19 protein-coding genes are annotated in these 23,110 nt (G+C 64.6%); 11 read left to right on the top strand and 8 right to left on the bottom strand.

Annotated elements, in window-relative coordinates; translation table 11 throughout:
* Positions 1–102: 102 nt before the first annotated feature.
* Positions 103–3,021: an aminotransferase gene (locus ABCR88_RS01625; RefSeq protein WP_350404030.1), complete on the bottom strand. Its 2,919-nt coding sequence runs from the start codon at positions 3,019–3,021 to the stop codon at positions 103–105.
* A gap of 239 nt (positions 3,022–3,260) precedes the next feature.
* Between ABCR88_RS01625 and rfbB the strand changes: the two genes are divergently transcribed.
* The 7 genes from rfbB (at position 3,261) to ABCR88_RS01590 (ending at position 10,452) form a co-directional block, all read left to right on the top strand.
* Positions 3,261–4,343 carry a dTDP-glucose 4,6-dehydratase gene (rfbB, locus tag ABCR88_RS01620; RefSeq protein ID WP_015633786.1) on the top strand — a complete coding sequence of 361 codons (1,083 nt, stop codon included), beginning with the start codon at positions 3,261–3,263 and terminating at the stop codon, positions 4,341–4,343.
* The gene (rfbA, locus tag ABCR88_RS01615) at positions 4,340–5,215 is read left to right on the top strand and encodes a glucose-1-phosphate thymidylyltransferase RfbA (protein ID WP_015633785.1); all 876 of its coding nucleotides are present in this window, start codon (positions 4,340–4,342) and stop codon (positions 5,213–5,215) included. The genes rfbB and rfbA overlap by 4 nt, the downstream gene beginning before the upstream one ends.
* Positions 5,212–5,757: a dTDP-4-dehydrorhamnose 3,5-epimerase gene (gene rfbC / locus ABCR88_RS01610; RefSeq protein ID WP_015633784.1), complete on the top strand. Its 546-nt coding sequence runs from the start codon at positions 5,212–5,214 to the stop codon at positions 5,755–5,757. The genes rfbA and rfbC overlap by 4 nt, the downstream gene beginning before the upstream one ends.
* A complete protein-coding gene (gene rfbD / locus ABCR88_RS01605; protein WP_350404029.1) occupies positions 5,754–6,635 on the top strand; it encodes a dTDP-4-dehydrorhamnose reductase in 882 nt (293 codons plus the stop codon). The genes rfbC and rfbD overlap by 4 nt, the downstream gene beginning before the upstream one ends.
* Before the next feature lie 34 nt (positions 6,636–6,669).
* The gene (locus ABCR88_RS01600) at positions 6,670–8,478 is read left to right on the top strand and encodes an ATP-binding protein (protein WP_011058679.1); all 1,809 of its coding nucleotides are present in this window, start codon (positions 6,670–6,672) and stop codon (positions 8,476–8,478) included.
* Between the two features lie 74 nt (positions 8,479–8,552).
* Entirely contained in the window at positions 8,553–9,959 is a 1,407-nt protein-coding gene (locus ABCR88_RS01595) for a sigma-54 dependent transcriptional regulator (RefSeq protein WP_077933207.1), read from the top strand.
* 37 nt (positions 9,960–9,996) lie between these two features.
* A complete protein-coding gene (locus ABCR88_RS01590; RefSeq protein ID WP_350404028.1) occupies positions 9,997–10,452 on the top strand; it encodes a YiiD C-terminal domain-containing protein in 456 nt (151 codons plus the stop codon).
* 141 nt (positions 10,453–10,593) lie between these two features.
* Here ABCR88_RS01590 and cysQ read toward each other — a convergent pair whose 3' ends face one another.
* Positions 10,594–11,421, bottom strand: coding sequence for a 3'(2'),5'-bisphosphate nucleotidase CysQ (cysQ, locus tag ABCR88_RS01585; RefSeq protein WP_350404027.1), 828 nt, complete (start codon positions 11,419–11,421; stop codon positions 10,594–10,596).
* Between the two features lie 11 nt (positions 11,422–11,432).
* Entirely contained in the window at positions 11,433–11,999 is a 567-nt protein-coding gene (gene nudE / locus ABCR88_RS01580) for an ADP compounds hydrolase NudE (protein ID WP_011058675.1), read from the bottom strand.
* A 224-nt stretch (positions 12,000–12,223) separates the two neighbouring features.
* On the opposite strand from nudE, the gene yrfG reads away from it, so the two are divergent.
* On the top strand, positions 12,224–12,886 hold the full coding sequence (gene yrfG, locus ABCR88_RS01575) for a GMP/IMP nucleotidase (protein WP_053155925.1): 663 nt from the start codon (positions 12,224–12,226) through the stop codon (positions 12,884–12,886).
* A 68-nt stretch (positions 12,887–12,954) separates the two neighbouring features.
* Here yrfG and lysM read toward each other — a convergent pair whose 3' ends face one another.
* A complete protein-coding gene (gene lysM / locus ABCR88_RS01570) occupies positions 12,955–13,395 on the bottom strand; it encodes a peptidoglycan-binding protein LysM (protein WP_325985426.1) in 441 nt (146 codons plus the stop codon).
* A gap of 136 nt (positions 13,396–13,531) precedes the next feature.
* Between lysM and ABCR88_RS01565 the strand changes: the two genes are divergently transcribed.
* The 3 genes from ABCR88_RS01565 (at position 13,532) to ABCR88_RS01555 (ending at position 17,822) form a co-directional block, all read left to right on the top strand.
* Positions 13,532–14,419 (top strand): LysR family transcriptional regulator, encoded by an 888-nt coding sequence (locus tag ABCR88_RS01565; RefSeq protein ID WP_053155922.1) that lies wholly within the window; start codon positions 13,532–13,534, stop codon positions 14,417–14,419.
* A 281-nt stretch (positions 14,420–14,700) separates the two neighbouring features.
* The gene (locus tag ABCR88_RS01560) at positions 14,701–17,049 is read left to right on the top strand and encodes an FdhF/YdeP family oxidoreductase (protein WP_350404026.1); all 2,349 of its coding nucleotides are present in this window, start codon (positions 14,701–14,703) and stop codon (positions 17,047–17,049) included.
* A gap of 299 nt (positions 17,050–17,348) precedes the next feature.
* Positions 17,349–17,822, top strand: a complete 474-nt coding sequence (locus tag ABCR88_RS01555; protein WP_011058670.1) for a YMGG-like glycine zipper-containing protein — start codon at positions 17,349–17,351, stop codon at positions 17,820–17,822.
* 160 nt (positions 17,823–17,982) lie between these two features.
* Here the strand turns inward: ABCR88_RS01555 and ABCR88_RS01550 are convergent, their stop codons facing one another.
* From ABCR88_RS01550 to ABCR88_RS01535, 4 genes are all read right to left on the bottom strand, one after another.
* Positions 17,983–18,417, bottom strand: a complete 435-nt coding sequence (locus ABCR88_RS01550) for a thioesterase family protein (RefSeq protein WP_011058669.1) — start codon at positions 18,415–18,417, stop codon at positions 17,983–17,985.
* 67 nt (positions 18,418–18,484) lie between these two features.
* On the bottom strand, positions 18,485–19,711 hold the full coding sequence (locus tag ABCR88_RS01545) for a 3-hydroxyacyl-CoA dehydrogenase (protein WP_123431236.1): 1,227 nt from the start codon (positions 19,709–19,711) through the stop codon (positions 18,485–18,487).
* 104 nt (positions 19,712–19,815) lie between these two features.
* Positions 19,816–21,750 carry an ATP-dependent DNA helicase RecQ gene (locus tag ABCR88_RS01540; RefSeq protein WP_350404025.1) on the bottom strand — a complete coding sequence of 645 codons (1,935 nt, stop codon included), beginning with the start codon at positions 21,748–21,750 and terminating at the stop codon, positions 19,816–19,818.
* Positions 21,751–21,918: 168 nt separating this feature from the next.
* The gene (locus ABCR88_RS01535) at positions 21,919–23,049 is read right to left on the bottom strand and encodes a polysaccharide deacetylase family protein (RefSeq protein WP_350023487.1); all 1,131 of its coding nucleotides are present in this window, start codon (positions 23,047–23,049) and stop codon (positions 21,919–21,921) included.
* Between the last annotated feature and the right edge of the window lie 61 nt (positions 23,050–23,110).

Raw genomic sequence — 23,110 nt, 5'->3', positions numbered from 1 at the left:
AATCGAATTATCAAGAAACGCATTCGCCGGCAAGCCGACTCCTACCAAGCGTTGCAGGAGCCGGCCGGCGAATGGAGGTCAACGCAAAGCAGAGCCCTGCGCCTACAGCTCTTCGCTCAACACCTTGGCCAGCATGTCGACGAAGAAATCCACGCTCTGGCGAGTCGTGACCATCGGCGGCTTGATCTTGAGGATGTTCAGGTGATCGCCGGTAGGTTGCATGAAAATCCCCAGCTCGCGCAGGCGTTCGCACAGCAGGGTGGTTTCCTCGGTGGCCGGTTCCAGGGTGGCGTGATCGCGGATCAGCTCCAGCCCCAGGTAGAAACCGGAACCATGCACCGCTCCCACCAGCGGGTGGTTTTCCTTGAGCGCCTCCAGGCGCTGCCGGAAGTGTTCACCGACCACCTGGGCGTTTTCCCAGAGTTTCTCCTCCTGCATCACGTCCAGCACCGCAATGCCGATGCGGCAACTGACCGGGCTACCGCCGGACGAGGAGAAGAAATAGCCTTCGGCCTCCAGCGCTTCGGCGATTTCCCGCCGGGTGATCACCGCGCCCAGGGGCTGGCCATTGCCCATGCCCTTGGCCATGGTGATGATGTCCGGGGTCACGCCCTGCTCCTCGAAGCCCCAGAAGAACTGGCCCATGCGCCCGTAGCCGACCTGGATCTCGTCGGCGATGCACACCCCGCCCCGGGCCCGCACCCGCTCGTAGACCTGCTGCAGGTAGCCCGGTGGCAGCGAAATCCCTCCGGCGTTGCCATACACGGGTTCGCAGATGAAACCGGCCAGTTGGCGCTGCTGCTCATCCAGCTTGTGCAGTTGCTGGTCGACGCTGCGCAGGTAGTGCGGGGTGCTGTCCTGGCCGCGGAACTCGCCGCGATAGGTGTTGGGCGCGGTCACCGGGTGCACCCACTCCGGACGGCTGGTGAGGGCCTGGGGGTTGTCGGCGATGGAGGTGGACACTGCGTCAGCCGCCACCGACCAGCCGTGGTAGGCCTCCAGCACACTGAGCATGTCGCGCCCGCCGCTGTAGGCCCAGGCCAGGCGGATCGCCAGGTCATTGGCCTCGGTGCCGCTGTTGACCAGGAACACCCGGTCCATGGAATCCGGTGCCAGGGCCAGCAGGCGCTCGGAGAACTCGGCGATCGCCGCATAGTGGAAACGCGAGTTGGTGTTGAGCAGCGACCATTGCCGCGCCGCTTCAGCGGCCATGCGCGGGTGACCGTGGCCCAGCACCGCGACGTTGTTGAGCATGTCCAGGTAGGAACGCCCCTGCATGTCGATCAAGTGGTTGCGCCAGCCGCGCTCGATCCGCGGCGGATCGACGTAATAGTGCTTCTGCGAGCGGGCAAAACTGGCGTCACGACGCTCCAGCAGGGTTTGCGGATCCAGTTCCGGCTCGGCATCGCAGGCCAGCCCCAGCAGCGCCGCCGGCGAGGGGCAAAGGGCTTGCCAGGCCGGGGCTCGGGACGGTGTACAGAACAGCGGCGGATCCAGTTCGGCAGCGCGACACAGCTGCACCTTGAGCCGACCATCCGCCGCCACGGCGCCCAGCACCTGGCCCTTGACCAGCGCCGCTCCCGGCTGCAACGAAGGCTCGACGCCCCTCAGGTGCACACTCAGGGTCGGGCCATCGAGGCGCAACAGGCCTTGCTCGCCACGGTGCAGGACCCCGGCGAACGGCGCTTCCACAGCGGTGCCTGGCGGCACTTGCAGTTGTACATGCAAGGGGCAGGTCGAGGGTTCCTCGGCGCTATCGGGACGGGTCTGCGACAGGCGGTACTGTCCATAGCGGCTGGCGGCCAGGCCATGGGCGGCGCCAGCTTCGGCCAACAGGCGATCGTCGATCCCCGGCTGCTCCCAATTGCCCGCCTCGAAGTGCGGGCTGAGCACGCCCAGGTCGATCAGGGCGAATTCGCGCCCCACCAGGCTCGGCAACAGCGGGGCGAACCCTTCACCGCCGATGGCAGGCAGTGCGTGCCCGACAGCAGTGAGAATTGCCGCCTCCATGAACTCGAACGACACCGAGTTGGCGACCTGGAAAATCTCCCATTCGTGGCTCAGGTTGGCACGGCTGTAGGCATTGCCCGGGTCGATGCTGACCTGCTGCTCGCCACTGAGCACCAGCACCGCCGCCCGGGCCACGATCAGAGGCCAGAGCGCCAGCAGCTCCGCCCGTTGCAACGGGTTGACCTGATGGTAGGCCTGGATCGCCGGGAGGATGCGCAGCGGGTCGCCCTCGGCGTGATGCAGCAGCGCCGCGCAGGTCACCGACAGGTCGGTGATGCGCCAGGTGCGAATCAGGTCGCCGAAATCGATCACTCCCTGCACCTGCCAATGCCGTGCTTCATCCCGCTGCCAAACCACGTTGTCATCGGTGATGTCCATATGGATGGCCTGCACCGGCAGTTGCTCCAGCAGCGGATGCAAGCGTCGCTCGGCGCGTTGCGCGGCGCTGGCGATCATCGCTCGTTGCTGCGGGTCGGCAATGACCGGCAGCAGATGCCCGATCAATGCCTGGGCATGCCGGGCGTCCCATTGCAGGGTGCGCTCCAGGCCCGGATGCTCGAAATCCGCCAGGGCCAGGTCCATCTGCCCGCACAGCCGGCCCAGGCCCGCCACCAGCTCGCCGCCCAGGTGCGGCAGCTGGGTCAGGGAGCGGCCTTCTATATAGTCCAGCAGGCGCACGTGCAGCGTTTGCCCGGCGATCTCCAGGGACAACAGGTCCGCGCCGTTTGTCGCCGGGATGACCCTGGGCACTCGCAGCTCCGGGTGCTGTTGCAGATGCTTGAGGCCGGCGTGCTGCGCCTGCAACTCCAGGACCGAGTAGTCGCCGCGGCAGATCTTCAGGACAAACCGCCCCTGGGGGCTGTCGACGCGATAGTTGAGGTCTTGCTGGCTGCCCAGCGAGTGCAGGGTGCCGTGCAGGCCGTAGTGGCTTTCCAGCAACTCCAGCGCTTGCTGCGCTAAGACTTGCGGGCTGGGCAGACTGGCACGGTGGATCAAGGTGGCGAGCAACATACAACGACCCCTGGAATTGTTATAGGGCGCTTATATCGCCACTGCGCAAGTTAATGCGCAACCCCAAAGCGCACAGGCAAGACCAGAGCCTTGCCTGCTGTAAACTTCGGCCGGCGAAATTTCCGACGGTTCGCAGAGCAATCAAGCGGTTGTTGCTATTGCACCCTAGGCGTCCTATCGACAAGCTATGCTGCATTCGTCGCAGCAAATGACCGTTTTCAAGGATACAGGCCCCAAATATGCGCATTCTCGTTACCGGCGGAGCCGGTTTTATCGGCTCGGCCCTGGTCCGCCATCTGCTTCAGCACACGGAACACGAAGTGCTGAACCTGGACAAACTGACCTACGCAGGCAACCTGGAATCGCTGCACAGCATCGCCAGCAACAGCCGCTATGAGTTCGTCAAGGCCGATATCGTCGACCAGGCCACCGTCAGCGCCGTGCTGGCGCGCTTCCAGCCCCACGCGATCATGCACCTGGCTGCCGAGTCCCATGTCGACCGCTCCATCGACGGGCCGTCCGACTTCATCCAGACCAATATCGTCGGCACCTACAGCCTGCTGGAAGCGACCCGCGCCTACTGGCACACATTGCCCGAGGCGGAAAAAGCCGCTTTCCGTTTCCACCATATTTCCACCGATGAGGTCTATGGCGACCTGCATGGCGTCGATGACCTGTTCACCGAAACCACGCCCTACGCCCCCAGCTCGCCCTACTCCGCCAGCAAGGCCGCATCCGACCACCTGGTCCGCGCCTGGCAGCGTACCTATGGGCTGCCGGTGCTGATCACCAACTGCTCCAACAACTACGGCCCGTTCCACTTCCCCGAAAAGCTGATTCCGCTGGTGATCCTCAACGCCCTGGCAGGCAAACCGCTGCCGGTGTACGGCAACGGCCTGCAGGTGCGCGACTGGCTGTATGTCGAGGATCACGCCCGGGCCCTGTTCAAGGTGATGACCGAAGGCACGGTCGGCGAGACCTACAACATCGGCGGCCACAACGAGCAGAAGAACATCGACGTGGTACGCGGCATCTGCAGCCTGCTGGAAGAGCTGGCCCCGCAGAAACCCCAGGGCGTGGCTCACTACGCCGACCTCATCACCTTCGTCCAGGACCGCCCCGGCCACGATCTGCGCTACGCCATCGACGCCGGCAAGATCGAGCGCGAGCTGGGCTGGGTTCCGGAAGAAACCTTCACCAGTGGCCTGCGCAAGACCGTGCAGTGGTACCTGGAAAACCTCGAGTGGTGCCGCCGGGTACAAGACGGCAGCTACCAGGGCCAACGCCTGGGTTCCACCGACATCAAGGATCTGATTGCATGATCAAAGGCATTGTTCTGGCGGGCGGCTCCGGCACCCGTCTGCACCCCATCACCCTCGGTGTGTCCAAGCAGCTGCTGCCAATCTACGACAAGCCGATGATCTACTACCCGATCTCGGTACTGATGCTGGCCGGCATCCAGGACATCCTGATCATCTCCACCCCCCAGGACCTGCCGCAATACCGCAACCTGCTGGGTGACGGCAGCCAGTTCGGCGTGCGTTTTTGCTACGCCGAACAGCCTTCGCCGGATGGCCTGGCCCAGGCCTTCCTGATTGGCGAGGAGTTCATCGGCAATGACCCGGTGTGCCTGATCCTGGGCGACAACATCTTCCACGGCCAGTACTTCGGCGAACAGCTGCGCGATGCCGCCAAGCGCACCAGCGGCGCCACGGTGTTCGGCTACTGGGTCAAGGACCCGGAGCGTTTCGGGGTCATCGACTTCGACAGCGAGGGCCGTGCCCTGTCCATCGAAGAGAAACCCAAGAAGCCGAAGTCCAGCTACGCGGTCACCGGCCTGTATTTCTACGACAATGACGTGGTGCAGATTGCCAGGGACGTCAAGCCTTCGCCCCGGGGCGAACTGGAGATCACCGACGTCAACAACGCCTACCTTAAGCGTGGCGACCTGCACGTGGAGCGTTTTGGCCGGGGCTTTGCCTGGCTCGACACCGGCACCCACGACAGCCTGCTGGAGGCCTCGCAATACGTGCAGACCATCGAGCATCGCCAGGGCCTGAAAGTCGCCTGTCTGGAAGAGATCGCCTATGAGAACCGCTGGATCAGCCGCGAGCACCTGCTGGAGCGCGCCGCTTACTTCGGCAAGACCGGCTATGGCCAGTACCTGTTCACTCTGGCGGGGGAGACCCAATGAACATCATTCAGACAGAGCTCACCGGTGTACTGATTATCGAGCCCAAGGTCTTTGGCGACGAGCGTGGCTTCTTCTACGAGAGCTTCAATGCCAAGGCCTTTGAAGAGGCCACCGGCTTGCAGAAGAGCTTTGTACAGGACAATCACTCGCGATCCGTCAAGAACGTCCTGCGTGGTCTGCACTACCAGATTGAGCACCCGCAGGGAAAACTGGTCCGGGTGATTGCCGGCGAGGTTCTGGACGTAGCCGTCGATATCCGGCGTAGCTCCCCGAACTTTGGCCGTTGGGCAAGTGTTCGCCTGTCTGCACATAACAATCGCCAACTATGGATTCCCGAAGGGTTCGCCCATGGCTTCGTAGTACTCAGCGACGCTGCCGAGTTTCTCTACAAGACCACCGATTACTACACGCCTTCTGCTGAGCGTTGCATCAGCTGGGACGATCCGACCCTGGCGATCAACTGGCAGTTGCAGGATATGCCAACGCTCTCGGCCAAGGACCAGAAAGGTAAAAGCCTAGAAGAGGCCGATCTGTTCCCATGAACGCTCCTCTGAAAATCCTTATCAGCGGCCAGCACGGCCAGGTCTCCCGGGAGCTGCAGCAGCGCCTCGGCGACCTCGGTGAGCTGGTGGTCCTGGGTCGTGAGCAACTGGACCTGAGCCACCCGGAACAGATCCGCCAGCAAGTGCGCGCCATTCGCCCGGACCTGATCATCAATGCCGCCGCCCACACCGCCGTCGACCAGGCCCAGAGCGAGCCGGAGCTGGCTTTTGCGATCAACGCCACGGCCCCCGGGATCTTCGCCCAGGAAGCCTTCGAGCTGGGTGTGCCGCTGATTCACTACTCCACCGACTACGTGTTCGATGGCAGCAAGGAAACGCCCTATGTTGAGGACGACGAGCCCAACCCACTGAGTGTCTACGGCGAGAGCAAGCTGGCTGGCGAACGGGCGATCCGGCTGGTCCAGGGGCAGCATTTGATCCTGCGCACCAGCTGGGTCTACTCCAGCCATGGCAAGAACTTCCTGCTAACCATGCAGCGCCTGCTGCAGGAAAAACCCGAGCTGCGGGTGGTGGCCGACCAGATCGGCGCGCCCACCTGGGCCGGCACCATCGCCACCAGCACCCGGGCGCTGATCGAGCGTTGGCGAGCCGGGCAGCCCGGCGCCTGGGGCACCTACCACCTCACCGCCCACGGCGAGACTTCCTGGTTCGGCTTTGCCCAGGCCATCGGCGAGCAGTTGCTGGCCATGGACAAACCCTGCGCCGTCCTTGAAGCCATCCCTTCCAGCGCTTACCCGACACCGGCGCCGCGGCCGTTGAACTCGCGTCTGGACTGCAGCCACCTGGCACGGGAGTGGGGCGTGGTCCAGCCGGATTGGCACACCGCATTGCGCGAGTGTCTTGCCGAGCAGGGCTAGGCATAATGCGCCTGTATCCACAGGCGCCTTTTCCATGACCCCACCCCTTCCCCGTCGCCCTCGCTGGCGCAGCCTGGCCTTGCTGGCACTGTGCCTGGCGCCGTTGCTGTGGCCGCTGGAGCATCTGGCGGAGCGCTACTACCGCAACGAGCTGACCAGCCAGAACCGCCAGACCCTCGACCTGTACGTGGCCAACCTGCTGGGCACCCTGCACCGCTACGAAGTGCTGCCGCAGATCCTCGGCGACCTGCCGGCACTGCGTGCGGTACTCGGCGCCCCGGACGATGGCGTGACCCAGGGCAACGCCAACCGCCTGCTGAAGAACATCAGTGCCCAGACCGGCGCCGAGGTGATGTACCTGATGGACACCAGCGGCAAGACCCTGGCGGCCTCCAACTGGGACAAGCACGACAGCTTCGTCGGTCGCAATTTCGCCTTCCGCCCCTATTTCAGCGAGGCCATGGCCGGGCGCCTGGGGCGCTTCTTCGGCCTGGGCACCACCTCGGCCAAGCGCGGCTACTTCTTTGCTGCCGCGGTGCGCGATGGCGAGCGGATCCTTGGCGTGCTGGTGGTCAAGGTCGACCTGGACCACACCGAAAGCCTGTGGGGCAAGACCCCGGAACAGTTGCTGATGACCGACCACAATGGCGTGGTGATCCTCACCTCGCGCCCGGAATGGCGCTTTCGCGCGACCCGGCCGCTGAGCGACGAGGAACGCCAGGCGATCGTCGCCATCCAGCCCTATCCGACTCGCGACCCAAGGCCGCTGAACCTCAACCCCAATGCCTGGCTGACCCAGACCCAGCAGATCGACGAAACCCGCTGGGCCGTGAGCATCCTCGCACCGCGCACTCTGATCGACCGGCCGGTGCGCACGGTAGTGGCCGTGGGCGCCGCCGCGCTGCTGGTGCTGATGCTGTTGCTCGGCCTGATGATGCAGCGCCGCCGCCACTACCTGGAGCGGATCGCCTTCGAAGCCAAGGCGCGGCGCGAGCTGGAGATGCGTGTGGCCGAGCGCACCAGCGACCTGGAAAGCCTCAACCGGCGCCTGAAGCAGGAAGTGCTGGAGCGCGAAACCGCCCAGCAGGAACTGGTGCGGGCCCAGGACAACCTGGTCCAGGCCGGCAAGCTCTCGGCTCTGGGCACCATGTCGGCCAGCATCAGCCACGAGCTCAACCAGCCCCTGGCGGCGATCCGCAGCTATGCCGAGAACGCCGAAGTGCTGCTGGACCACCAGCGCACCGACGACGCCCGAGGCAACCTCAAACTGATCAGCGAACTGACCGGGCGCATGGCCTCGATCATTGCCCACCTGCGGGCCTTCGCCCGGCGCGATCACCACGCCCCGGAAAGCGTGGCCCTGCAACCGGCCCTGGACGACGCCCTGGCGCTGCTGGCCAAGCGCCGCCGGGCCATGGAAGTGGAACTGATCCGCGACCTGCCGGCTGCCACCCTGTGGGTCGAAGCCGGGGAAACCCGCCTGCGCCAGGTGCTTGGCAACCTGCTGGCCAACGCCCTGGATGCCCTGACCGAAAAAGGCCCCCCGCGCAAACTCTGGCTGAGTGCCGAATCCACCGCCACCGGCGTCAACCTGTACATTCGCGACAACGGTCCGGGCTTCTGCATGGAAGCGCTGGGTCGCGCCGGAGAGCCGTTCTACACCACCAAGACCCGTACTCAGGGCCTGGGGCTGGGGCTGGCCATCTGCGACACCCTGATGCGTGCCTTCGGTGGTGAACTGTCATTCGCCAACCACCGCGAAGGCGGGGCCCTGATCACCCTGCGCCTGCGGGCCGGGGCCCCCGGAGTCAGCCTGCAGCCCTCCGAGGACCGCGGGGTATGAAGCAGAGCGGCAACCCGATATCAACCCTGTCCGGCCCGGCGCTCCCGGCCCCGACACGATCTGGAAAGTGAGCGATGAGCCATCCCGAGAGCCTCGATCCTCAGTTGCAAGTGGTGCTGATCGACGACGATCCCCACCTGCGCCAGGCCCTGAGCCAGACCCTGGACCTGGCGGGGCTCAAGGTGCTGTCCCTCGCCGAAGCCCAGGGCCTGGCGCCGCGCCTGGAGCGGGATTGGCCGGGGGTGGTGGTCAGCGACATCCGCATGCCCGGCATGGACGGCCTGGAGCTGCTCAACCAGCTGCATGCCCAGGACCCGGAACTGCCGGTGCTGCTGATCACCGGCCACGGCGACGTGCCCCTGGCCGTGCAGGCCATGCGTGCCGGCGCCTATGACTTTCTGGAAAAGCCCTTCGCCAGCGATGCCCTGCTGGACAGTGTGCGCCGCGCCCTGGACTGGCGGCGCCTGGTGCTGGACAACCGCAGCCTGCGCCTGGCCCTCAGCGACCGTCAGGAACTCAGTGCACGACTGGTAGGCCAGTCAGCGCCGATGCTGCGCCTGCGCCAGCAGATCGGCGCCCTGGCGGCGACCCGGGCCGATGTGCTGATCCTCGGCGAGACCGGCGCCGGCAAGGAAGTGGTGGCCCGTGCCCTGCACGATCTCTCCGGACGGCGCAACGGGCCGTTCGTGGCGATCAACGCCGGTGCCCTGGCGGAGTCGGTGGTGGAAAGCGAGCTGTTCGGCCACGAGCCGGGGGCCTTCACCGGCGCGCAGAAACGCCGCATCGGCAAGTTCGAATTTGCCAACGGCGGCACCCTGTTCCTCGATGAGATCGAAAGCATGAGCCTGGATGTCCAGGTCAAGCTGCTGCGCCTGCTGCAGGAGCGGGTGGTGGAACGCCTGGGGGGCAATCAATTGATCCCGCTGGATATCCGCATCATCGCCGCGACCAAGGAAGACCTGCGCCAGGCCGCGGACCAGGGACGCTTTCGCGCCGACCTCTACTACCGCCTGAACGTCGCGCCGCTGCGCATTCCACCGCTACGCGAGCGTGGCGAAGACGTGCTGATGCTGTTCCAGCACTTCGCCGACGAAGCCAGCACCCGCCACGGCCTGCCGCCCCAGGAACTGCAACCCGGACACCGTGCCTTGCTGCTGCGCCACAGCTGGCCGGGCAACGTGCGCGAGCTGCAGAACGCCGCCGAACGCTTCGCCCTGGGCCTGGAACTGGCCCTGGACAACAGCGAGCCGGGTACTCCCGCGGCTGCGGCCCCGAGCCTGATCGAAGGTGGCTTGAGCGAGCAGGTGGAGCACTTCGAAAAGACCCTGATCGCCGCTGAAATGGCCCAGCCCCACAGCTCCATGCGCAGCCTCGCCGAAGCCCTGGGGATTCCACGCAAGACCCTGCACGACAAGCTGCGCAAGCACGGTTTGAACTTCGCCGACGGCGGCGCCAACCAGCCCGGCGACGAATCAGAATGAAGCGTTCCGTTATTCCCTTGACCCCTGAGGCCCCGGCATGAATCGCGACAGTCGATACCTGGAATCCATCCTCCACCGCGACATCCCCCTGACACGGGACATGGGTCTGCAGGTGCTCGACTGGCAGGGGCAAGAGTTGCGCCTGCACTTGCCCCTGGAGGCCAACGTCAACCACAAGAGCACCATGTTCGGCGGCAGCCTGTACTGCGGTGCGGTGCTCGCCGGCTGGGGCTGGCTGCACCTGCGGCTCAAGGAACAGGGCATCGATGACGGGCACATCGTCATCCAGGAAGGCCAGATCAGTTACCCGCTGCCGGTGACCGGCGACGCCGTGGCGATCTGCGCCGCGCCGGATGACAAGGTCTGGAACAGATTCCTCGCCATGTATCAGCGCTACGGCCGTGCCCGCCTGACCTTGCACACCCGGGTCGTCAATGCCGGCAGCGCAGAAGACGCCGTGCGTTTTACCGGCCAGTACGTCCTGCACCGCTAACCCGTTTGCGACCCGGCTCAAATCTGTAGGAGCTGGCTTGCCAGCGAAGAGGCCGGAAATGCTTGCACAGGGCCCAAGGGCCGCGTCGCCGGCAAGCCGGCTCCTGCACAAGGGTGGCAGCGGCAAGTCGCCGCGAGGTGATCAGGAGCGGGCCAGTTCCAGCAACTTGGCGCGCCAGGGCGCCTTGGCCGGCAGGGCCAGGAAGAAGCCGTTGAGCAACGACTCCCGAGGTGGATAGCAGAACGGCGCACCGCTGAGATCCAGCACCTCGCCGCCCGCGCCTTCGAGCACGCCCTGGGCCGCCGCGGTGTCCCACTGCGAGGTGGGCGCCAGACGCGGATAGCAGTCTGCCGCGCCTTCGGCCAGCAGGCAGAACTTCAGCGAACTGCCGATATTGGCCAGTTGCAATTCACCCAGGGCGGCGCTCAAACCACTGAGCAGACGTTCCTGCTCCGGGCTCGAATGCCGGCGGCTGGCCACCACGGTAAACGCCTCGCCGGCCCCCGGTTGCTCACGCACCTGGATCGCCTGCGGTGCCTGCCCGCGATCCACGCGCCAGGCCCCGAGGCCGGCACCGCCCAGGTAGCAGCGGCCACTGGTGGGCATCGACACCACGCCGAACACCACCCGCCCCTGCTCGATCAGGGCGATATTGACGGTGAATTCTTCACTGCCGGAAATGAATTCCTTGGTGCCGTCCAGCGGGTCCACCAGCCACCAGCGCTGCCAGCTGGCGCGGGTGGCCTGGGGAATGTCCGCATCCTCTTCGGACAGCACCGGGATGCTCGAGTCCAGGGCCGTGAGGCCGGCCACGATCAGGTGATGGGCGGCCAGGTCGGCGGCGGTCACCGGCGACTCGTCGGCCTTGTGATTGACCGCCACATCGGCACGCCAGAACGGCAGGATCGCTTCACCGGCACGCAGGGCCAGCTCGGCAACCGGCGCCAGCAAGGGATGGGGAAAATTCATTGACGTCTCGCTCATGCTTGAAAGACCCCGCGCTGGCTCAGCAGGTCGCGGGTCAGGTACAGCGCAGCCAGGGCCCGGCCTTCGCTGAACTGAGGGTTCTGCGCCAGGCTCGCCAGTTCGCGCAGGTTGACCTTGTCGACCCGCATCGGCTCCGGCTCGTCGCCTTCCAGGCGCTCTTCATACAGATCGGTGGCCAGCACTACCTGGATCTTCTGGCTCATGTAGCCCGGGGACAGCGACAGCTCGGTCAGATGCTCCAGTTGCCGCGCGCCAAACCCGGCCTCTTCCTTGAGCTCGCGCTCGGCCGCTGCCAGCACATCCTCCCCCGGCTCGATCAGGCCCTTGGGCAACGACAGCTCGTAGGCGTCGGTGCCGCCGCAGTATTCCTCCACCAACACTGCATGCTCGGCGTCGAGCATTGCCACGATCATCACCGCGCCATAGCCGGCGCCCTTGCCCACCAGGCGCTCATAGGTACGTTCGACGCCATTGGAAAACCGCAACTGCACCTCTTCGACACAGAACAGACGACTGGTGGCGACGATCTCGCGGGCGAGTACGGTGGGTTTCTGGCGCATAGCGGGCTCCTTGGCGATAGCGGGTTACTATACAGCCTGTTTTAAAGTGACTGGGTTGCAGATTGCCGGTGCACAGCACCACGGCGGAACCTATTGTTTACTACGTGTGACCGTCCTCTTCGAGGCGGCTCCTTTCTATCCGTTCTAGTGACCGGGCCTCCCTGCCCCACTGGCCTTGTCGACCCCGCCGGTCGGCTGTTTTCTTACCACTGGAGAAGTGTTCGATGGCCCTACTGCCCTGGCACCAGATCGATACCGTCCTGCTGGACATGGACGGCACCTTGCTGGACCTGCACTACGACAACCATTTCTGGATGGAACACCTGCCCCAGCGCTACGCCGAGCTGCACGGGGTCAGCCGGGCCATGGCCGAGCTGGAGCTGCAGCCCCTGTTCGAACGCAACGCCGGCCAGTTGCAGTGGTATTGCCTGGACTTCTGGAGCGCCGAACTGCAACTGCCGGTGCGCGAGTTGAAGCTGGAAACCGCGCACCTGATCGCCCTGCGTCCGGACGCAGACAACTTTCTTGCAGCCATCAAGCAAGCCGGCAAGCGGGTGATCCTGATCACCAACGCCCATCGCGACTCCCTGTCATTGAAGCTGGAACGGATCGAACTGGCGCCATACTTCGAACGCCTGATCAGTTCCCACGACTATGGTTTCCCCAAGGAAAGCCCACAGTTCTGGGACGCCTTGCAAGCCGATATCCGCTTCGACCCGGCCCGCAGCCTGTTCATCGACGACACCCTGCCCATCCTGCGCAGTGCGCGGGACTTTGGTGTGGCGCAGTTGCTGGCGGTGAGCCAGCCGGACAGCCGCAGAGGGCCGAAAGACACCGCGGAGTTCGCGGCGGTGGGGGATTACCGGGCGCTGATCGAAGGCTTGTGAAGCCCTTCGCGGGCAAGCTCGCTCCTACAGAACCCCGTGGGAGCGGGCTTGCCCGCGAAGAGAACCGATCATTCGGGAATACGCAGCACCTGGCCCGGGTAGATCTTGTCCGGGTGGGACAGCAGCGGCTTGTTGGCCTCGAAGATCTTGTTGTACTTGTTGGCATCGCCGTACTGCACCTTGGCGATGGCGCTCAGGGTGTCGCCTTTCTTCACGGTGACGAATACCGCAGAAACCACCGCCGGACCGGTCACGCTGATCTGGTCCTCGACACTGCCGACGCCGGAAATGTTGCCCAGGGCCAGCAAGATCTTCTCCTTCTCTTCCTGGCTCGCCACTTCACCGCTGACAATCACCTTGTCACCTTCCACCGTGGCATGAACATTGGGATTGCCCAGGCCAACCTTTTCGATGTGCTCCTTGAGTTGCTCACTGGCATTGGCGTTACCCGGGGTCAACAGGTCGATCAGTTTCTCACCGGCTTCCTTCACAAAGCTGAAAATGCTCATGTCGCACACTCCTTGGTTGATAGATCCAGACGCGAAAGACTAGACCAGCCTGGCCGGATGAGGTTCCCGGGCGACCAGTGACCCAAGGTCACAGGCCCGCGGTAGAATCCCGGCCTTTTGCCGCTCCGGAGCGAAGATGGACCTCAAGCAGCTGAAATTCCTCATCGCCCTCGACGAAACCCGGCATTTCGGCCAAGCCGCCGCGCGCTGCCACATCACCCAGCCGACCCTCTCCATGCGCTTGCGCAGCCTGGAAGAAGAGCTCGACTTGCCGCTGGTCAAGCGCGGCCAGCGTTTCGAAGGCTTCACCGCACCCGGCGAGCGGGTGCTGGCGTGGGCCCGCACCGTGCTCACCGCCCATGACGGGCTACTGGCCGAGGCCGCCGCCTGCCGCGGCAACCTGGTGGGCACCCTGCGCGTAGGGGTGGTGCCGCTGTCGAGTTTCAATCCCCAGCCACTGCTGCAGCGCCTGCATGCCGAGCACCCGAACCTGCGCTTCGAACTCTCGTCCCTGAGCTCGGAACAGATCCTCGAACAGTTGGCCAGCAATCGCCTGGACCTCGGGGTTTCCTACCTGGAGCGCCTGGACAGCGAGAATTTCGACTCCCTGCCCCTGGAACCGACCCACATGGGCCTGCTCTACGACCACCGGCACTTCAGCTTCGGCGAACAACCCCTGAGCTGGGAGGCGCTGATCGAACTGCCCCTGGGCCTGCTCACCAGCGGCATGCACTTTCGCCAGTCCATCGACCACAACTTCCACATCCGCGGCCTGCAACCGCAGCCGGTGCTGCAGACCGACGCCGTCCATCAGCTGGTGCAGATGGTCCATGGCGGCCTGTGCTGCGCCGTAATGCCTCTGGACAGCGGCCTGGAAACCCTCACCGAGCACCTGCGCCTGCAACCCATCGCCGATGCCCAGACCCTGGCCCGCCTGGGCCTGATCATGCGCCGCAGCGCGCCGCGCTCGGCCCTGGCGCAAGCCTGCTTCGCCCTCTACCAGCAAGCCTTCGGCGATTCTTGATCGACGCCATCTATCAATAGATCAGTACTAGCAATTAGACGCGACAGATTGCCGCGCTTAGTCTTGGGAGCCGTTACGCCGCTGATCAACCCGGCGCGGCGCCAGCCCCGGCGAAACGGGCACCCGCACTCGCTGCCAGCCAGCCCCACAGCATCCCTCGAACGCTAGTACGCGAAGGCATTTGCCCGGCCAGACGCTGGCCGCGCGAGCAGCGTCTCAACCTTGTCCACCTGCCGCCGAGCGTGCGCTGCGGGTCAGCAGCCTGCGATGGAGAGTCGCCCGTGAGTACACATAACCAAGCCGATCAGAAACCCGTAGCCCGCTACAAGCCCTACAAGGGACCCGCCGGTGGCTGGGGTGCCCTGATCAGCGTGGCCCAGGCCTGGCTGACCAGCGACAACGCGCTGAAGAACATCCGCATGATGCTCAAGACCAACCAGAACGGCGGCTTCGACTGTCCGGGCTGCGCCTGGGGCGATTCGCCGGAAAGCGGCATGGTCAAATTCTGCGAGAACGGTGCCAAGGCGGTGAACTGGGAAGCCACCAAGCGCCGGGTGGACGCGGCCTTCTTCGCCAAGCACAGCGTCACCTCGCTGCTGGAACAAAGTGATTACTGGCTGGAGTACCAGGGCCGTCTGACCGAGCCGATGCGCTACAACGCCGACACCGACCGCTACCAGCCCATCACTTGGGAAAACGCCTTCAGCCTGATCGCCAGGCACCTGCACAACCTGCCCAGCCCGGACATGGCCGAGTTCTATACCTCGGGCCGGGCCAGCAACGAAGCGGCGTACCTGTATCAATTGTTCGTGCGCGCTTACGGCACCAACAACTTCCCCGACTGTTCGAACATGTGCCACGAGGCCAGCGGCGTAGCCCTGGCGCAAAGCGTCGGAGTCGGCAAGGGCACCGTGACTTTTGACGATTTCGAACACGCGGACGCTATTTTCGTCTGGGGCCAGAACCCCGGCACCAACCACCCGCGGATGCTCGAACCGCTGCGCGAAGCAGTGAAGCGCGGCGCCCAGGTGGTATGCGTCAACCCGTTGAAGGAGCGCGGCCTGGAACGCTTCCAGCACCCGCAGAACCCGCTCGAAATGCTCACCAACGGCAATCGACCGACCAACACCGCCTATTTCCGCCCGGCCCTGGGCGGCGACATGGCGCTGCTGCGGGGCATGGCCAAGTTCCTTTTGCAGTGGGAGCGCGATGCGCAGAAAGCCGGGACAGCGTCGGTATTCGACCACGATTTCCTCAACGCCCACACCGCCCACGTCCTCGATTACCTGGGCACCATCGACGACACCCCCTGGGAGCAGATTGTCGAGCAGTCCGGCCTGACCCTGGTGGAGATCGAGCAAGCCGCGCGCATGTATGCCAAGGGCAAGAACGTGATCATGTGCTGGGCCATGGGCATCACCCAGCACCGCCACTCGGTGCCGACCATCCAGGAAATCGCCAACCTGATGCTGCTTCGCGGCAACATCGGCAAGCCCGGCGCCGGGCTGTGCCCGGTGCGTGGCCACAGCAACGTGCAGGGCGACCGCACCATGGGCATCAACGAACGCCCGCCAGTGGCCTTCCTCGACTCCCTGGAGCGGCGCTTCCAGTTCAAGGCCCCCCGGGACAACGGCCACAACGTGGTAGAGGCGATCCACGCCATGCTCGAAGGCCGCTCCAAGGTATTCATCGGCCTGGGAGGCAACTTCGCCCAGGCTACCCCGGACAGCCCGCGCACCTTCCAGGCCCTGAGCAACTGCGACCTCACCGTGCAGATCAGCACCAAGCTCAACCGCAGCCACCTGGCCCACGGCAAGGACGCACTGATCCTGCCATGCCTGGGGCGTACCGATATCGACCAGCAGGCGGGCGGCCCGCAAGCGGTGACCGTGGAAGACTCCTTCAGCATGGTCCACGCCTCCAACGGCCAGCTGCAGCCGCTGTCGTCGCAGATGCGCTCCGAGCCGTGGATCCTCGCCGGCATCGCCGCCGCGACTCTGGGCAGCCAACCGGTGGACTGGAACTGGCTGGCAGCGGACTACGGGCGCATCCGTGACCTGATCGCCGACACCATTCCCGGCTTCAAGGACTTCAATGAACGGCTCAAGCACCCGGGCGGCTTCTACCTGGGCAACAGCGCCGGCTCGCGCCAGTGGAACACCCCTTCGGGACGCGCCAATTTCCGCGCCAACCTGCTGCCCAAGGACCTGATCCACGAACGCACCCGGGCCACCGGGCAACTGCCGGACCTGATCCTGCAGTCCATGCGTTCCCACGATCAGTACAACACCACCATCTACGGCCTCGATGACCGCTACCGCGGGGTCAAGGGGCAGCGCGATGTGCTGTTCGCCAATGAGGCAGACATCATCCGCCTGGGCTTCAAGCCGGGGCAGAAAGCCGACATCGTGTCCCTGTGGGATGACGGCCGTGAGCGTCGGGTCAAGGGCTTCACCTTGCTAGCCTTCGACATTCCGGCCGGCCAGGCCGCGGCCTACTACCCGGAAGTGAACCCCCTGGTACCGCTGGAAAGCACCGGCGATGGCAGCCACACCCCAACGTCCAAGTTCATCGCCATCCGCCTGGAAGCGGCCAGCGACAACGGCCTGATCATGGCTCGCTCGGCCTGATGCCTGACTTGAGGGCCTCTTCGCTGGCAAGCCAGCCCCTACGGTTGACAGGTAAGCCGTAGGAGCCGGCTTGCCGGCGAACGCTTCCCCACGACTCTGAATCGCGGACACAAAAAAGGCCGCTCTTGCATAAAAGCGGCCGTTCCGAAGTAGCTAAAGACCCGTAAAAACCACTTAAGTTCCGCAATAAAAACAATAAGTTACGAGATTGTGTACAACTCGTGCTATTCGTCGGATTTCGTTTGTAAGCGTCGTGGTACAGCCTCAGGATCGCGCCGTCATCCCTTTGAGGCTCCTCTATGAAGTTCTCCTCGATTCTCTTGTTGTCCCTTGGCCTGGTCAGCGGCGTCGCCTCTGCCGGTGGCACCACTGAAGCAGGTGTGGGCGGCGCATTGGGCGGGGTTCTAGGCTCGGTGGTCGGTCAGCAGATCGGCGGCAATACCGGTTCCGCCATCGGTGCGGCCCTGGGCGGCGCCGGCGGTAGCGCAGTGGGCGCGGACAAACGCAGCCGTGGCCAGGCAGCCATTGGCGGCGCCCTGGGCGCAGCCGGCGGCAACGTGGTGGGCCGCAGCATGGGCGGCAACACCGGCAGCCTGATCGGCGCAGCGGCAGGCGGTGGCGCCGGCGGCGCGCTGGGCAACTACATGGGCAATGAAAGTGCCCGGGAAGATCGCGACTACCGCGGCCGCGACGACCGCCGCTACTACCGCGACGGCCACCGTGGCCGTGGCCATGCCTACGGGCATCGCAAGCACCGCCACTACCGCGACTGATCCCCTGTAGCCGCTGCCGCAGGCTGCGAGCGAGGCCGCAGGGCTCGCCAGAGCAGGCGCTGCGGTGTGTCAGGCGGCTCGTGGAGGCAGGTTAGCGTCTCCTGCGGAGCCGATCGCAGCCTACGGCAGCGGCTACAGATTCCAGATCAATTATCGACGTTCACGCCACCAGCAGCTGTTCCAGGGCCGCTCGCAATGCGGGCGGAATCGGCACCGGCTGGTTCGATGCCCGGTCCACGAACACATGGACAAAACGTCCCGCTGCACAGGCATCCGCCTCTCCCGCCTTGAACACCGCCAGTTCGTACTGCACTGAACTGTTGCCCAGCTTGCCGACCCGCAAACCAATCTCGATGCGTTCGGGAAAGGCGATGGACGCAAAGTAATCGCAGGCCGAGCTGACCACGAACCCCACCACCTCGCCGTCATGGATATCCAGCCCGCCCCGTTCGATCAGGTAGGTGTTCACCGCCGTGTCGAAGAAGCTGTAGTAGGTGACATTGTTAACGTGGCCGTAGACATCGTTGTCATGCCAGCGGGTGATGATCGGCTGGAAATGGCGATAGTCGCCGCGTTGCGGCATAGGCTCGGACATCAGGGCTCTCTCCCATCGTTTGAAGGCCGGGCGATCGGTTGATCGCCCGGCATTTCACCCCAGGCAGCTAAGCCTGGGCAAACCCTTTTCCGGCCGCGGCCAGTTCCTCGATCAACTGCGCCGGGCGCCAATGCGCCCCGTGCTCGGCTTGCAGGTGCTGCAAACGCTGACGGACCTGCTCCAGCCCCTGGGCATCCGCCCAGCTCATCGGCCCACCCTGCTCCTTGGGAAAACCGTAGCCATTGAGATAGACCCGGTCGATGTCGGCGGCCGACTGGGCGATGCCCTCTTGGAGAATCTTCGCCCCTTCGTTGACCAGCGCCAGCAGGCAGCGCTCGAGGATCTCCTCGGGGCCGATGTCCCGGCGCCGGTAACCCAGCTCCTCGCTGACCTGCAGCACCAGCGCATCCACCTGCAGGTCATGCTCGGCCTGGCGGCTGCCGGGTTCGTAGTGGTAGTAGCCGTCGCCACTCTTCTGGCCGAAACGACCCGACTCGCACAACCGGTTGTCGATCTGCACCTCGGGCGCATCCTGGCCCACACCGTCCAGTTGCCGGGCGCGCCAGCCCAGGTCGATGCCCACCACGTCATACATGCGGAACGGGCCCATGGCGAAACCGAACCCCTGCAAGGCGCCATCCACCTGATAGGGAAACGCCCCTTCCAGCAGCATCTTGCGCGCCTCGAGCACGTAGGTGTTGAGCATGCGATTGCCGATGAAGCCGAAGCAGTTGCCCGCCACGACACTAACCTTGCCCATGCGCTGCCCCAGGGCCAGGGCAGCGTCGAGCACCGCAGGAGCGGTCTTGGCCGCGCGCACCACCTCCAGCAGTTTCATGATGTGGGCCGGGCTGAAGAAGTGCAGGCCCAGTACCTGTGGCGCCCGCTGGGTGACTGCGGCAATCGCGTCGATATCCAGGGCCGAGGTGTTGCTGGCAAGGATCGCCTCGGGCTTGAGGGTCGCGTCCAGCTGACGAAAGATCTGCTGCTTGAGTTCGAGGTTTTCGTAGACCGCCTCGATCACCAGGTCCACGTCGGCGAGCTGTGGATAATCCGCCGCCGGCTTGATCCGCGCCACCCGCGCATCGGCCTCGGCCTGATCGATGCGCCCCTGGCGCACGTTGTGGGCGTAGGTGTCCGCCACCGCCGCCAGGGCCTGCTGGAGCATCTGCGGGTTGTTGTCCAGCCACAGTACCGGCAGGCCGGCATTGGCCAGGCACATGACAATGCCACGGCCCATGGTGCCGGCACCGATCACGGCGGCGCGCTGAATATCGAAAGCTGTCTGGCTCATGTTGGCTCTCTTGTGGGCGATCCAAAGACAGCCCCCACCATAGTCAGGCCCTCATCATTTTTGAAATTTATTCCTGTGATGAGCAGCATTCAGCAGATGGATTTTTAGCCTGGCAAATGGGCCTCGCACCACGCCCGCACCGCGGCATAAGGGTAATCTTCCAGTGCCGCGAAACCGGGGATGCTCCGAGCCTTGAGCCGGGTGAACAACGGCACGCTGATACCACAGAGAAAACGGGTCAGGCGTTCCGCCCCGGGTACATCGCCGGTGTGCTGCTGGTGCCTGTGGATAAAGTGGCCACACAGCCCGTCGAAACTCTTATCCACAAGCGCGGACAGAACCGGCGGCTCCGGCAGCCGCGCCACCTGGCCATGGCACACCGAACAATGCCCGCAACGCTGGGGTGCGTGCCGGTCGCCGAAATACTCCGCCAGGCGGTAACCCAGGCACTGCTCGGTGGCGAACAGGTCGAGCATGGCGTGGATCCGCGCAATTTCACTGCCCTCGTGGCGGGTGAAATAACCGTGCAGGTCGGCACTCAGTGCCGCCAGGTCAAAGTCCGTCTGCAACAGGCTGTAGACCTCGGTCATCTGCTTGCTTTCCAGCTCTACCCAGCCTTTTTCCTGGAAGTAATCCAGGGCCTTGACCACCCGGGTGCGCGGCGCCTGGTACTGCTCGTAGAGCGCGTCGAAATTCACCGTGGCCCAGGTCCTGGCGCGGCTTGAAGTGTTGATCACGGCCTCGACGAAGTCCCTCCGCTCGCCCTCGAAACGCGCCAGCAGGGCCTCGGTTTCCAGCAGCAGTTTGAAGCGATATTCCGCGAAATAGGCATAGCGCGGCGCGATCAGGCCCCGCAGTTCCAACTGCACCAGCAAGGTCTTGAGTGGCAGTTGGCGAATGTTGCTCTGGTCCGCCAGGGGGCCGAGCAGGAACTCCCATTGCCCGTCCGCCGCCGATGCCTGCAACTCCTCCAGCACACAACGGATGCCACTCAATTCCGGGGTATCGCCATAGACGAAGTTTTCCAGCACGTTGAGGCTGTCGCGGTTGGCCAGTACCAGGCAATCCGAAGGCTGGCCGTCGCGCCCGGCACGACCGATTTCCTGGCTGTAGTTCTCGATGGACTTGGGCAGATCGAAGTGCACCACGTTGCGGATGTCGCTCTTGTCGATGCCCATGCCGAAGGCGATGGTGGCGACGATGCAGTGGCTGCGGCCCTCCATGAAGCGACGCTGGATCGACTCGCGCTGCTCATGGGGCAGGCCGGCGTGATAGGCCTCGGCGGCGATGCCTTGCTGGCTCAGGTGCTCGGCGATCTGCTCGGCGGTTTTCTGCAGGGTCACGTAGACAATGCTCGGCTGCCCGGCCCGGGCGCTCATCCACTGCACCAGCCGCCGACGCTTGTCGGCGCCCGGTACCGGTTCCACCAGCAGGTTGAGGTTGGGTCGGTAGAAACCGGTGGTTACCACGTCCTGCTGGGCGATGGCGAACTTGGCCTGCATGTCGGCGATCACTTTGGGGGTCGCCGTGGCCGTCAGTAGCAGGGCCTGGGGGATGTTGAACTGGCGCTGGTAGTCCGGCAGTTTCAGGTAGTCGGGGCGGAAGTTGTGGCCCCATTCGGAGATGCAGTGCGCCTCGTCCACCACCAGCAGGGAGATGGGCACCTGCTGCAGAAAATTGCGAAAGCGTTCGTTCTTCAGCCGCTCCACCGAGATCATCAGGATCTTCAGCTCCCCGGAACGAGCCCGGGCCATGACCTCATTGGCTTCATCCCGGCCCTGGGCCGAGTCGATGCTGGCAGCGGCAATGCCGTGGCGCTGGAGGAAGGCCAACTGGTCCTGCATCAGCGCCAGCAGCGGCGAGACCACCAGGGTCAGGTGCGGCAGCAGCAGGGCCGGCAACTGGTAGCACAGGGACTTGCCCGAGCCGGTGGGAAAGATCGCTGCCGCCGAGCGCCCGGCGAGCACCGCGCTGACCGCGGCCTCCTGGCCCGGACGAAACTGTGGATAACCGAAGACCTGTTCCAGGGTGCTGTGCATAAGGGTCACTCCTTGGACCGCTGACCTGTCTTGAAGACTAGCGGGACAGGTCGGCGGGGCCAGAAAAGGTCGAAGGAAAAGCGCTACCGGATGATACCGGGCACAAGAAGCTTCATCGGCAAGCCAGCCCCAGCGCAGGAGCCGGCTTGCCGCTAAAGGAGGCCACCGCTAGCGCAAGGTCCGGCAATCCAGCCACTGCACGCCGTTGTGCTGATTGGCCTTGAGCAAGGCCGGCACCGCCTGGGCGGCCTTGGCATGGGTGTCATGGAACAGAATGATGCCCCGGCGCCAGAGCAGCATCAGTGTCTGCACCCGCTGCGCGGCCGCCTCGGCGCCGACCTTCTTGCTCCAGTCCTGGGAGTCGATGTTCCACAGCATCACCTGCACCCCCTGGGCCTTGAAGAACCCGGCGCTGTCACTGCGACGCTGCCCGTAGGGCGGCCGGAACAACGGCAGGTACTCATTGGTCAACGTGCGGTTGGCCAAGTTGGTGCTGCGAATCACCGAGCTTTGCCATTCGTTCCAGGAGGAGTGGGACTTGTGCTCCCAGCCATGTACGCCCACACACTGACCGTCGTACAACTCGCGCATTTTCCCTGCCGAAGACTGGCTCAGGCGCGCCTGAAACGAGTCCCCCAGGACAAAGAAAAGGCTATGTAGATCGTAGGCCCGCAGCATCTCGATCAACTGATCCGTAGGCCCGTCTCTCAGGCTCGGCCCATCGTCGAAGGTCAGCAGAAACTGCCGGTCTGCCAGTTCGTCGCCCAGGCGCTCTGCCGGGTCCATACGCTGGATCTCACTGCTGACGGCGGGAAACAAGGCGGCCAGGCGCAGCTGTTCATTGAGGTACTGCTGATGAAACTGCCCACTGGCCTCACCCCAGGCGCCGTAGGCCGCCTTGCTGGCGCCGGTGAAACTGGCCGCCAGTTGCCGCAGCTCCCCAAGGTTGCGTACCTGCAGACAAAAAGGCTGGCCGTCACAGTCCTGGCTGGCCTGCCGGTAGTTGTCCAGCAATTGGTCCCAGAAACGCTGGCGCAGTTGATCCACCGACTTGCGGTCAAGCTGCCGCACTCCAAGCCGCTGCTTGAGGGCCTTATCATCCAAGGCCTCGGTGGCCAGCAGGGCTTTGCTGAACATCAGAATCTCGGCCCGGGAGGCGATATCGAAATCTGCGGCGCTGGTCAGCGGATTCGGCCAGCCACTGCGGTCGATGGTGGCGAACACCAGCGGCCCGGCCGCCTGGGCCACCCCTGTGGTCAGACACAGCGCCAGCAACCAGGGGAAAACACGAATTCGCATACCAACCTCCATAAATGCACAACGCGCCACTGCCGGCGCGTTGTGGAGATAACTTCTGCCT

The organism is Pseudomonas sp. W17 (assembly GCF_040268305.1).
Taxonomy (GTDB): domain Bacteria; phylum Pseudomonadota; class Gammaproteobacteria; order Pseudomonadales; family Pseudomonadaceae; genus Aquipseudomonas; species Aquipseudomonas protegens.
This window is presented reverse-complemented; position numbering and strand designations above follow the sequence as displayed.